Origin of the sequence: Sphingomonas sp. Leaf67 (assembly GCF_001421965.1) — a bacterium.
In the GTDB taxonomy this organism is placed as follows: domain Bacteria; phylum Pseudomonadota; class Alphaproteobacteria; order Sphingomonadales; family Sphingomonadaceae; genus Sphingomonas.
Map to the genome: position 1 here is coordinate 1,140,777 of NZ_LMLP01000001.1, position 12,139 is coordinate 1,152,915.

11 protein-coding genes are annotated in these 12,139 nt (G+C 62.3%); 7 read left to right on the forward strand and 4 right to left on the reverse strand.

What is annotated here, in order from left to right:
- Positions 1 to 13 precede the first annotated feature (13 nt).
- Positions 14 to 1,384, reverse strand: a complete 1,371-nt coding sequence (locus tag ASE90_RS05400) for a lipase/acyltransferase domain-containing protein (RefSeq protein ID WP_055996905.1) — start codon at positions 1,382 to 1,384, stop codon at positions 14 to 16.
- A 789-nt stretch (positions 1,385 to 2,173) separates the two neighbouring features.
- On the opposite strand from ASE90_RS05400, the gene ASE90_RS05405 reads away from it, so the two are divergent.
- The 5 genes from ASE90_RS05405 to ASE90_RS05425 all read left to right on the forward strand — a co-directional run bounded on the left by ASE90_RS05405 (position 2,174) and on the right by ASE90_RS05425 (position 7,707).
- Complete coding sequence (locus tag ASE90_RS05405; protein ID WP_082449462.1) at positions 2,174 to 2,446, forward strand: PadR family transcriptional regulator; 273 nt, start codon at positions 2,174 to 2,176, stop codon at positions 2,444 to 2,446.
- Positions 2,443 to 3,078, forward strand: coding sequence for a hypothetical protein (locus tag ASE90_RS05410; protein WP_156361429.1), 636 nt, complete (start codon positions 2,443 to 2,445; stop codon positions 3,076 to 3,078). The genes ASE90_RS05405 and ASE90_RS05410 overlap by 4 nt, the downstream gene beginning before the upstream one ends.
- 93 nt (positions 3,079 to 3,171) lie before the next feature.
- Positions 3,172 to 4,617: a serine hydrolase domain-containing protein gene (locus tag ASE90_RS05415; RefSeq protein ID WP_082449464.1), complete on the forward strand. Its 1,446-nt coding sequence runs from the start codon at positions 3,172 to 3,174 to the stop codon at positions 4,615 to 4,617.
- Positions 4,618 to 5,043: 426 nt separating this feature from the next.
- The gene (locus ASE90_RS05420; protein ID WP_235531657.1) at positions 5,044 to 6,615 is read left to right on the forward strand and encodes an alpha-N-arabinofuranosidase; all 1,572 of its coding nucleotides are present in this window, start codon (positions 5,044 to 5,046) and stop codon (positions 6,613 to 6,615) included.
- Positions 6,616 to 7,707, forward strand: a complete 1,092-nt coding sequence (locus tag ASE90_RS05425; RefSeq protein ID WP_055996918.1) for a glycoside hydrolase family 43 protein — start codon at positions 6,616 to 6,618, stop codon at positions 7,705 to 7,707.
- A 125-nt stretch (positions 7,708 to 7,832) separates the two neighbouring features.
- Here ASE90_RS05425 and ASE90_RS05430 read toward each other — a convergent pair whose 3' ends face one another.
- A complete protein-coding gene (locus tag ASE90_RS05430; RefSeq protein ID WP_156361430.1) occupies positions 7,833 to 8,339 on the reverse strand; it encodes a hypothetical protein in 507 nt (168 codons plus the stop codon).
- Between the two features lie 193 nt (positions 8,340 to 8,532).
- On the opposite strand from ASE90_RS05430, the gene ASE90_RS20260 reads away from it, so the two are divergent.
- A complete protein-coding gene (locus ASE90_RS20260; protein ID WP_321163773.1) occupies positions 8,533 to 8,646 on the forward strand; it encodes a bile acid:sodium symporter in 114 nt (37 codons plus the stop codon).
- A 240-nt stretch (positions 8,647 to 8,886) separates the two neighbouring features.
- On the opposite strand, the gene ASE90_RS05435 is transcribed toward ASE90_RS20260, so the two are convergent.
- Both ASE90_RS05435 and ASE90_RS05440 read right to left on the reverse strand, forming a co-directional pair.
- Entirely contained in the window at positions 8,887 to 9,363 is a 477-nt protein-coding gene (locus ASE90_RS05435; protein WP_055996923.1) for a nuclear transport factor 2 family protein, read from the reverse strand.
- A gap of 13 nt (positions 9,364 to 9,376) precedes the next feature.
- Positions 9,377 to 10,354 (reverse strand): serine hydrolase domain-containing protein, encoded by a 978-nt coding sequence (locus ASE90_RS05440; RefSeq protein WP_235531659.1) that lies wholly within the window; start codon positions 10,352 to 10,354, stop codon positions 9,377 to 9,379.
- 493 nt (positions 10,355 to 10,847) lie between these two features.
- Between ASE90_RS05440 and ASE90_RS05445 the strand changes: the two genes are divergently transcribed.
- Positions 10,848 to 11,870, forward strand: a complete 1,023-nt coding sequence (locus ASE90_RS05445; RefSeq protein WP_055996930.1) for an IS110 family transposase — start codon at positions 10,848 to 10,850, stop codon at positions 11,868 to 11,870.
- The last annotated feature ends 269 nt before the right edge of the window (positions 11,871 to 12,139 follow it).

Below are 12,139 nucleotides of genomic sequence, written 5' to 3' on the forward strand. Positions count from 1 at the left end.
GCACCCACATGGATCAGCTTGCATCCTGCTCTTCAGCAAAGACGCTGAATGCGACCGGTTGGGCGACGTTGGGGGACCCTGAGAACTGCAGGACATAGTGCCCGGGCTCAGTGATAGGTTTCAGGCGGAAATGGAGCCGCGTGAACGGTGCCCCTGCATAGCGTATCGGTATGCGCTGGACCTCAATGTCCTGGTCCGTTTCCATGTCGGGCTTCTTCATCAGCACGAGGGCGCCATCGATCTCGGTGAGGCAACCTTCCTTGTTGATCGCGCTCAGGACAACCTCGATGGTCGACCCGCTTTCGATGATGGGGGCTTCTAGCGTGAGCCTTGCCTCATCGCCCACGGCCTCCAGCGCATAACCCTCGTCAAAGCCCAATAAGCGCGCAAAGACGCGGTGAAAAGGGTCGCCGGCAAAGGCGGTCGAATGCTCATTAACGGCGATATGATGCTGGCCGAGGACCGGCAGCGCGCTGGTGAGGGGTACGGTTCCGTCTCCGGCCTCGTCAGTCCGGGTGACCACTGACCTTGGAAGGTCCAACTCCCCCAGCCCCTTTGTGAAGAGATTGACGCGTGTGACCGTGCGGTGCCCGCTGCCAGCAAAGTAGAAATATCGGATATGGGCGGCGCGGCGGCCGGCATGGAGCCGCACATGAACCGCGCGCGTGCGCTCGAGGAGCGCCGTCTTGAGGCCCAGCTTTTCCGCAGTGGCGGGATCATAAATGTCGAGGGGCGTAAGTGTCAGGCTGGACTGGTTCCAGCAGCATAAATCGCCTGGCGCAGGCAGCAGTTGATAGGCAGACGGGTAGCCATCCTGCCTTGCGATCCAAGCAAAGTCAGCCTTGCTGATGCCCATGGCGCTGTCGAGGCCGAGGACACGGGCGAGCGCGAGCGGTGCACCCAGATGCGGAGTTGCAATGGCTATGAACTGGTCGATCGCCGCGAACCAGGGCTTGGCCTGCATGGCGGGGTCTTCGAGGATGAGCCGCGTGACAAGCCCGCCCATGCTATGGGCGACCAGCGTGATTTTTGAGGCGCCATCGGCATGGGCCTTTGCGATGAGTGTCTCGAGTTGACCGGCTACGGTGAAAAGATCAAGCCGCCAGTCATAGGGAAAGGCAAGCAGACGATTCTGCTGCCCGGTTTCGGTGAAGCCCAGATGGTCAAGCTGATCGAACAGGCCGCTGTAAAATTGCACGCATAGCACATGACGGATGATCTTTGTCGGGCGCACTCTGGGATCAACGAGCTTGTCGCGGCGCTTATAGCCGAATTTTGTCTCCAGCGGCGTTGGTGGCCAGACCATCTCGCCTTTTCCGCCGTCGAGGGCAGGAAGTTCGAGCGCAGTACCCATGATCCCAGGGATGACGATGACGATGTGCATCGATTATGGCCCCACCATTTCGTATCGATGGCGCAAGCCGCCATCCCCAGACGCCAAAAATCTCTCAACAAGATGACAGGTGCAATAGAATTCTGATCCATCCTGACAATTTATTCACAGCGCCCACTATTTGAGTTTTGCTTTTCCGCGTCACGCCGACGCGTCATCATCGGGCATGGCCGGCGCGCCCCTTCCTATCAATCCCTTTGGCTATGCAGATCACAGGCCTTTTGCCGCATTTGGCGTCGAGCTTGTCTATGGCCGACAGCCGATGGCTCGCTCATTCAGATTTCCCAGGCACGGCGCGGGCTTGCTTGCGCGTGCACATGCCCGGCATGTGGGTGGCCCCCATCGCGCACAAGGGGCGCAAAGGTCGAGTATTTCGGCCATCAGACGAAGGTGGTTTTCGAAAGAGAGGCCACACGGCGAGAAGTGGTGAGAGGGCGCTTGGCGGCCCTGCTACATTTGACCGGCAGGTTTTGAGGCAAGCTGACATTCTGCGGCGGGCATGGGGATGACGGGTTTGTCCCTCACTTCTCGCCAGTCTCGCCATTGCTGATCAATGCGCCGAGCGGACATGAATGGATGTCTGAAGTTGGGGAGCCGAAAGCAGACCGCGAACGTCCACAAGTGGGTCTTGACGCTTCCTCCTATGAATCTCTCCGTTGAAGTTTGCCGTCCATACTGGACGCATTGCGAAGACGTTTCCATGCGAATGGTCTGCCTTGACGAATAAGTCTACATATGTGACGTTTTGGTATGGTTCGGACCCGTCGCCCATCGAAACAGATGCTTGCCTTGCTGGCAGCCCTGTCCGCCCGCACACAGCAGTGGCGCTATGGCTATGATCTGATGAAGGAAACCGGCCTGCAGTCAGGGACGCTGTACCCCTTGCTGATGCGGATGGCCGATCAGGAACTGGTCGAGGCGGAGTGGCATGCGCCGGAGCGGCCGGGCCTTCCGGCAAGGCATGCCTATCGTCTCACCGCAACGGGCGCGGTACTCGCGCGAGAAGCGACCGCGTCTGCGCAGATTTCAGGCGGAAGGGTGGCAACGGCATGAAGAGGTTCTTCACACGCACGTTGATGACTCTGGCTATTGCGACCATGGAAGAACGTCGCCGTCCATGGGGACTGGCCATGCAGGCTGAGCTGGAGGTGGCGATCGAAGCGGGCGGTGCGTTCCGCTTCGCGCTTGGGTGCTTCTTCGCGGCCGTGCTGCGCTTGCCAACGCATGCGGGAGGGCAGTTCGGCGTTACCGCCCACGCACTGGCGCTCGGACTGATGGTTCCATTGGCGGGGTTGCAAATCGGCTGTGCGGTGTTTGATTTCCCGTTTTTCGTGCCGAATGGCAGCGTCGTCGACCTGATCGCCAGACAGTCCCCCCTGACCGTCAGCGTCTATCGGATGGTGGTACCGTCCGTGATCGGTCTGTTGCTGCTGCTGGGTATCGGGCATTTGCGCATGGCGTGGCTGATTCTCGAACACGACTGGCCGCGGGTGATGAAGACCGCCTCGTTGACCCTGGCAGCGACGGTGACGGTCGTTCCGGTCATGGCATTGCTCTATCTCGATATCACGCAGGCGCTGTTGCAAGCGGCGATCCTGGCGGCTGAACTGGTTATGCTGGCAGCGATGGCGCGCTGGCACGCGGAGTTGCCGCAGCGTGTCTCGCCTGCAGAAACGACAGGCTAGGTTCCGACCCGAAGATTGCGCACGCCACCGCGTATTCCGTTGCGCAGCGACGGCGCGCGCCCGTTCCATACCTTGCATAGGGGAAAACAGGCCATGCGAACTACTCTGGGATTTCTTCTGCTCGGCTCGATCGCGGCAGTGCCGGCCATGGCACAACCACGCGACTGCCCTGCACCCGAGGAATCAATCGGCGGACCGATCAACGTCCATACGCGCAACGTCGCGACGAACCTGCGTCCGCCCGTACTTCTGCCGGGTGCCAGGCCGTTCAGCCTGACCGAGCAGATGCGTATCCACGGCGTGGCCGGCATCAGCATGGCCGTGATCCATCGGGGCAAGCTGGACTGGTCGCGCGGTTGGGGTGTTCGCGACACCGCCAGTTGCGCCCCTGCAACGGCCAACACGGCGTTTCAGGCAGCATCGATCAGCAAGGTCGTGACTGCCATGCTTGCGCTGCGGTTGGTCGAGCAGGGCAGGATCGCGCTGGATGCTGATATCAACAAGACGCTGCATAGCTGGCAGCTGCCGCGCGACGCAAAACTTGCGCCCGATGGTGTCACTCTGCGCCAATTGCTCAGCCATACGGCCGGCCTCGGCGTACACGGTTTTGCCGGTTATGCGCCGGGCGCATCACTGCCTACGACCGTACAGATCCTGGACGGCGTATCGCCTGCCAACAGCGCGGCGGTACGCAGCATCCTGCCGGCGGGCGGACAATGGCGTTACTCGGGCGGCGGCTATGTGGTGACGCAACTTGCGCTGTCGGATGCGAGCGGCATACCCTTTGCCGAACTGGCGGATCGTGAACTGCTGCGCCCGCTGAGCATGGCGCACAGCACCTTTGCGCTTTCATCGGCACCCATCGTCCGGGACAACCTGGCCTTCGGGCATGCGCGCGGGCGGCCGATCCCCGGCAATTTTCATGTTTATCCCGAACTGGGGCCGGCCGGCCTCTGGACGACGGCCGGGGACCTGGCGCGGTTGCTGCTCGATATCCAGGAATCGGCGGCTGGCCGGACGGGGCGTCGACTATCGCCTAGGATGACGGCGGCGATGCTGACCCCGGTGCGCGACAACTGGGGGCTGGGGCCGATGCTATACACCGACGGCGCAAGGCGCTTCGGGCATGACGGCCTGAACGAAGGATTCCAGTCGGCGATGGTGGCTTATGCCGGCAAGGGCGAAGGTATCGTCATTCTGACAAATGGCGGCCAAGGTCGGCGGTTGATGGATGAGATCGTGCGGGCGGTCGCGACCGATTATGGCTGGCACGACATCGCCGCACCGGCAGCTCCGGAACAGCAATTATCGCTGGCCGAATTGACCGGGCTGGCCGGCCGTTTCGAAGGGGGCGGCCTGTCCGTGCTGTTGGAAGCACGCGATGCCGGATTGTATGCACATTCCGGCCGCCCCGCCCCCGAGCGGCTTATCGCCTTGCCGGGCAGGAGGTTTTTTGCCGGCGGCATGGGGATGGTCATCCGGTTTACACGTCTGCCGAACAACCCCGGCAAAGAGACAACCATACAGCCGGCACGATAGCCGCTACCTCGGTCCATACCGATCGGTTGTTGGCCAAGATCAATCCGCAGAGCGACGAGTGAACGGGCGTCGGGTTTCGGGTAACCGGGTTGGTAGTGCGAACGACCACCATTGGGTCATGTGATAGTTCATTCTCCAGCACCCAAGGCGCCAGCAAAGCTGATCGCGATTTCAGGCGTTCTTACAGACAAGTGTCTCGGCGAAGCCTTCAACCATCGCCTATCTTTTACTGCCTTTCCCAAGCGGTTTCAATCCGGAGTGCAGCGTGCAGTGACCGTTCCGGTAAGTCCGGTGCGGGCATAAAACCCAACGGAAATAGAACCGCAATCGACTTGACTTCGGACGCACCACTGCGAAAATAGTCTGACAAATAGAAAGTTGGGAGACGGCATGGTTCGCAAACGAGCCACATTCTGGTGTCGAGCTTTGCTGGCAGCATCTGCGCTCACCGCAGCGGTACCCGCTATCTCCCAGTCTAACGATGCCGAACTCACCATTCGTACCGATCAGCCAGGCGCCACGATCGATCCCAACATCTACGGCCAGTTCGTCGAGCATCTCGGCCGCGGCGTCTATGAGGGAATCTGGGTCGGCCCGGAGTCACCGATCCCCAACACCCGCGGCATCCGCAACGACGTCGTCGCCGCGCTTCGCAAGATCAAGGTGCCGGTGATCCGGTGGCCGGGCGGCTGCTTCGCCGACGCCTATCACTGGCAGGACGGGCTCGGCCCGCGCGACCGGCGCCCCGTCGGGATCAACAGCGCCTGGAACCAGTCGCCCGAGACCAACCATTTCGGCACCCACGAATTCATGGATTTCATCGAGCAGGTCGGCACGAAGCCGTTCGTCTCGATCAACGTCGGATCAGGCAGCGTCCGCGAGGCCGATGACTGGATGCGCTACATGTCGGCCCCGGCCGGCAGTGGCCCTGCCAAAGCGCGCGAGGTGAATGGTCGCAAGGAACCGTGGAACGTCCCGTTCATCGGCGTCGGTAACGAGAATTGGGGCTGCGGCGGTAACATGACCGTCGAAACCTACGCCGCGGCCTTCCGCCAATATGCGGCGTTCCTGCGCAACTACTCCGGCCCGCGTGCCAATCTGATCGCGGTCGGATCGGACACCGACGATTACGACTGGACCGAGAAGATGATGGCGCTCGCCATGCAGTGGCGTCCCCATCCGACCCCGCTCGCCTACAACACCGATCGTCCGTTGATGTGGGGCCTGTCGCTCCACTTCTACACCTTCACCGGCGACGACTGGGGCAACAAGGGCCGCAATGTCGGTTTCGGCCTGCCCGACTACGCCGCGGCGCTGAAGCGCGCGAACTTCACCGACGAACTGATCACCCGGCACGCGGCGATCATGGACAAATACGACCCTGAGAAGAAGGTCGCCCTGGCGGTCGACGAATGGGGCGCGTGGTTCGATTCGGAGAAGGACGCCCCTTCGCAGCTCTATCTCGAAAGCACGCTGCGCGACGCGGTGATCGCGGGCATGAGCCTCAACATCTTCAATCGCCATGCCGACCGCGTCCGTATGGCCAACATCGCCCAGATGGTGAACGTCATCCAGTCGCTGGTGCTGACCCGGGGCGCAAAAATGGTGGTCACCCCGACCTATCATGTCTTCGACCTGTACAAGGTCCACCACGGCGCGACGCTACTCCCGACCGAACTGCGCGCCGCCGACTATGTTCAGGGCGACATCCGCCTGCCGGGCCTCGACGTCTCGGCGTCGCGCGATGCGGCGGGCAAGCTGCACCTTACCATCGTCAATATCGATCCCGCCAAGGCGAGCAGCATCCGCATTAACCTGTCCGGCGGGACATGGCGCCGGGCCAGCGGTCAGGTGCTCACCGCCGACAGGATTGACACGCGGATTCGCTTCGACGCCGCCGACCCGTTCGTCCCCAAGCCATTGCCCACGCGCCTGTCGGGCAGGGCGGTGATCGTCACCGTGCCCTCAAAATCCGTCAGCCTGATCGAGATCCAGTAAATGAAAACGCTTCTCGCGCTTACCCTTGGCGTGGCACTCGCCGCATCCGCCGTCGCGCAGGAAACGCCGCGCCTCACCATCGTCCAGAAGATTGCCCCGGCGCAGGCCAAGCGTTCGTTAGAGAAGGATCGCAGCGCGTATCTCCTGTCCTATTTCAAGGACGAGACGCACTCACTCCATTTCGCGGTGTCGCTCGACGGCTACACCTTCACCGACGTCAACAGTGGCGAACCTGTGCTGAACGGCCACGCCATCGCGGAGCAGAAGGGTATCCGCGACCCGCACATCATGCGCGGCCCCGACGGCGCCTTCTATCTGGCGATGACTGACCTTCACATCTTCGCGCAACGCGAGGGGCTGCGCACCACCGAATGGGAGCGCGACGGCGACCAATATGGCTGGGGCAACAACCGTGCGCTGATCTTCATGAAGTCGTTCGACCTCATCCACTGGACCCACAGGATCGTCCGCGTCGACCGGCTGTTTCCCGAAACCGCCAGGATCGGCACCGCGTGGGCACCGCAGACGATCTACGATCCGCAAACGCGCAAGCTGATGGTCTATTACTCGACGCGTAACGGCAAGGAGACCGATCACATGGTCTATTCCTATGCCGACCCCGCCTTCACCACGCTGACCGCGGTGCCCAAGGACCTGTTCACCTATCCGGTCCCGGGCAAGGGCACGATCGATGGCGACATCACTAGGGTCGGCGACAAATACCACCTGATCTACGTCGCGCACGACAAGCCCGGCTATCTCCGCCAGGCGGTGTCGTCGAAGATCAACCGCGACTATGTCTATGACGCGACCAAGGTCGATCCAGAGACCGTCGCCACCGAAGCCCCCACCGTCTGGCGCCGCCACGGCACCGGTACCTATGTGCTGATGTACGACGTGTTCGGCGCGAAACCGGTCAACACGATGGGCTTTTCCGAGACGACCAACTTCAGAACGTTCAAGGATATCGGTCGTTTCGACGAAGCGCGTTCGCCGATGAAGGCCACCAACTTCGTCCAAGCCAAGCATGGCGCGGTGGTGGCGATCACGCCTGCGGAAGCCCGCAAGCTCCAGGCCCATTTCGTGCACTGAGCCGGTCCGGTCCGGCTCTTATCTGCCGGATCGCGCATTGCCATGCATCCGGGGACAGTCGCGGACTGAAGGCTGTCCCCGAGCGTCGGCGTTAAGGTCTTAAACGGCAGGCAGTCGATCAGTCGTCAACCGACTTCTGGCTGCGCCAGCGTCGGAATGCCGTGCCGCTTCGATCGGGAATGAAACAACCCGATGCCGATAAGCATACCGATGGCGAGCACGACGATTGATCCCGCCGTAAAATACTGGCCCGTCACAACGAACCGGCCAGTGGGCGTGCGCCAATCACGCTGGCTTGCCAGCATATAGGGCACCACCAGCAACCCCCGAGCCATGAAAATCGCCGCGGCAGCAGTAAGAACGGCGCGCGGCAGATATCGAGCGCCGTTTCCGCGCGACGTTATGACGCAGCAGAAGGCAAGACCAGCGAGCATTGCCGCGATGACGAGCGTGCCGAGTAGCGCAGGCCAGGTTCCTGCGGCGGCGGAAGCGACGATGGATGGCGGAGCGCCCAGCGCTGCCATCCACGGCGGTCCGCCAGCCCACGCCACCACATGGATCGCTGCACCGACGATCAGGCCGATTGCGGCTAGTTCAAGCGGACGATTGCCGTAACGCCGTGTTCTATTCATATAGCACACCATAGGTCAGGCTGCACCCGACGCAAGGGGCGGCGGGCAGTACTTCCATGCCCGCGCCATGCCACCGAACGGCGTGTCGTGCTGATCGGCGTCGTTGGGCATCCTCCTCGACCTCGCGCTGCTGGCGGTCGTCACCACCGCGGCAAGCAGGCTGCTGCGTTCTTCGACCTAAGACGAGAGCGCGATCGTGTTCTGCGGATCGAAGAGGAACATGGCGAGCGGATTGCGGATGGCCAACATCATCTTCCCGGCCAGCAAGGTCGGGCTGATCGTGCTGTCACTGATGCTGTTTCACTAGATGCAACTTGTGGTTTGCGCGGCGCTTACCAGACAATATGCCCGGCAGGTCGACGAAGCAGCTCCCGTCGTTCCCGTTCAGGCACGACATTACCCCTCGATGCTGGCGTACCGGGCAAGGATGCGGGTAACATCGCATGTCGAGATGAACGAATGGCGGAAGTTGGGGAACCAAAAACAGGCTGCGAACGGCGGGAACTGGGTCTGGTCCGCCAAACCGAATCAGGAGGCACTCGACGAGCTATCTGTCAGTGGCGCTTCGCTGCTCCGCAGGCGTAGCGGCGCGGTGCCCGTAACTGAGGACGCTGGTGATCCGCCAGGTGCCATCCTGCTTCGCCCAGACCATAACGAACTTGGCGATCCCTTCGCATCGTCCTGTCGCCAGTTCACAGAAGCGGTGTTCGCCTTCCTCGATCGCGCCGTAATCCTTGATCGGATAGACGCGGAACGTCGCCGGGATCAGCTCGCGCTTCACCTTTCCGCAGATGTATTTGCGGACGCCGTCCACCATCGCATCACGCTCGAACGTCGCGCCGCCAGTGTCGTGGTAGAAGGCGACCTTCGGATCGAAATAGCCGGAGAAGGTCGGCAGGTCGCAGCGATTGTAGGCGTCGAACACCTTCGCATCGAGCGCGCCGATCTCCGTCGTCAACGGATCGGCCGGGGGCGGCACGGGTGTCGCCAGCAGCGCTGCGGCAACGGCGATGGCGGTCATCATGGCTTTGGTCCCGTCAGTTCATCTGGCCGCGTAAGAAAGCGATCAGCTTCGGATCGCTGCCGGTGCGTTCGAGGATGGGCAGGATGATCCGCCACCCGTTGTCGCTGTTGGTCAGGATGACGATGCCGTCACCGCTCGCGCGATCGATCGCGGCGAAGGTGAACGCCCCTGCATCCTTGCCGGTGTGGAGCATCGTCGTGCCATCGGGAAAGCCAAGGAGCTGCCAGCCGAGGCCAAAGCCGGTCCAGGGCGGACAGCTGGCCGCCTTCGTTCCGGCACATATTTCAGGCGTCAGGTCGGCCTGCGATTTGCTGCGCTCCGCCGCTAAAGACGTGACCAAGCCCCGGTCGTTGCGGGCATCGATGAGGAAGCGCGCATAATCACGCGCGGTCGCATGCGCCAGATCGGCAGCATTGTATCGCGTCACCTGCTCGACGGGCAGCGGCTTGCCTGCGTCGTCGTATGGCACGGCGATCGGCACCGTCTCGCCTTGCGCCGACACATAGCCCGAGGCGCGCATATTGGCGGGGGCGAACAGCCAGCGATCAGCAAGCGTCTCGAACGATTGCCCGGTGCGGTGCTCGGCGTAGCGCGCCGCGTATTGATATCCCTCGCCCGAATAGCCGATCGTCGTGCCGGGATCATGATCGAACGCCAGCCCCTTCGCATCGCGCCAGTTCGGCAACCCGGTGCGATGGCTCAGCGCCATGCGGACCGTCAGCTTCATCCGCCGGGGATCGCGCGACAGGTCGGGGTCGCTCCAGTAGCGATCCATCGGCTCGTCGAGCGACAGCTTGCCGGCCGACACCAGTCGCAGGATGACCTCCGCCGTGAGCGGCTTCGTCAGCGAGGCGAGATTGTAGGGCGTGGAGGCAGTCGCCGCGCGGTTCGGCCCCGCCATGCCCCACGCTCCAGCAGACACAATCCGTCCGTCGCGGATCAGGGCGATCGACGCGCTCTCCACGCGCTGTTCGCGGAGGGTTGTAGTCATATCCGGGAGCGTGAAGTTCGTTCTGGCGTTCGCCACTGAGGCGGAAGCCACCAGCACGCCCAAACCGCCGTAAACTGCCTGCTTCAGCACACTGACTGTATTACTCATATGCAACAGCTAGCGGTGTATGAGCGTGGCCGCAATCTGGATCGTATCACCCATCGAGGTGACGGACATGAGAACCGCGGTAGCATTTTCGAAATGCCACCCTCTTCTAGAAGCTCTCGGGTCGGCGAGCAGGTCGAAGGCTCAGCTCCTCCTCCGCGACCAACATGAACGGATGGCCGAAAGCGGGGAGCTGAAAAGATGCCGCGAACGACCGGATATGATGACGTGGACGGCTCTCCAACCCTCTCGCAGAATGATCTGCGGAGAGCCGGAAGGAGAGTCACTGTGGGGAACGTCACGACTGTAGGTCTCGATATGTGATGACGTGGACGGCTCTCCAACCCTCTCGCAGAATGATCTGCGGAGAGCCGGAAGGAGAGTCACTGTGGGGAACGTCACGACTGTAGGTCTCGATATCGCGAAGAACGTGTTTCAGGTGCACGGCGTTAACGCTGAAGGTGCGGCGGTGGTCCGGCAGCGGTTGAGCCGCGGGCGCATGCTAAAGTTCTTCGCCAAGCTGCCGCCATGTCTGGTCGGCATCGAGGCGTGCGCAACCTCGCACTACTGGGCGCGCGAGCTTGTCGCGCTCGGTCATGACGTGAAGCTTATGCCGGCGCAGTACGTGAAGCCGTACGTCAAGCGCGGTAAGAACGATGCAGCCGATGCCGAGGCGATCTGCGAGGCGGTGACACGGCCGACGATGCGCTTCGTCGGCATCAAGTCGCCCGAGCAGCAGAGCGCGATGATGCTGCATCGTGTCCGCCTGATCCTCAACCGCCAGCGGACGCAGCTGTCGAATGCGATGCGAGCGCACTTGGCCGAGTTCGGGATTGCAGCGCCGATCGGGAGGAACGGTATCGAGCAGCTCCTCGACGTAATTGCCGACCCGACCGACAATCGAGTGCCGGCCGATGCACGGTTCTGTCTGGAGATGCTGGCGGCTCAGTTGCGCATCGTAAAAGAACAGATCCTTGAGAACGACCGCCGCATCTTGGCCAGCGCGCGCGAGACCGAGCTTGGCCGTCGGCTGATGGAGATACCCGGCGTGGGCCCACTGCTCGCCAGCGCCATCGTCGCCACCGTGCCTGACCCGGCAATCTTCCGTTCGGGCCGTAACCTGGCTGCCTGGATCGGGCTGGTACCGCGGCAGAACTCGAGCGGTGGCAAAGAGCGGCTCGGCGGCATAACCAAGGCCGGGCACCAGTATCTGCGCCAGATGCTGATCGTCGGCGCCATGGCGGTAGTGCGCTTTGCCGAGCGGAACGGAGCCAAACGGCCGTGGCTTGTCCAGCTACTTGCCCGGCGGAAGACGAAGGTCGCGGCGGTCGCGCTCGCCAACAAGAACGCCCGCATGATCTGGGCGATGATGGCCAGCGGCGAACGGTATCGGGAGCCGCAGGTCGCGTAATTAGGATACGGAGCGGGCAACCGCGCCGCACGAGGTTGGAAAGGGCGAACAGGAGCTAATGCAACAAGCCGGTTGAACCGCCGGATCGGGAAAACCCACAATGACCCAAGCACCTCGAGTGCGCGGATGTGATCGGGACCCGAGACGCGCGAATGGCATTACGGCCAGCGGCTACATGTCGCACCAACAGGTCGGACACATGGCCGCACCAACCAGCAATGCTAGGCGAATGTCGTACTTGCCAACGGAGGGCCGTCCACACATGGGTC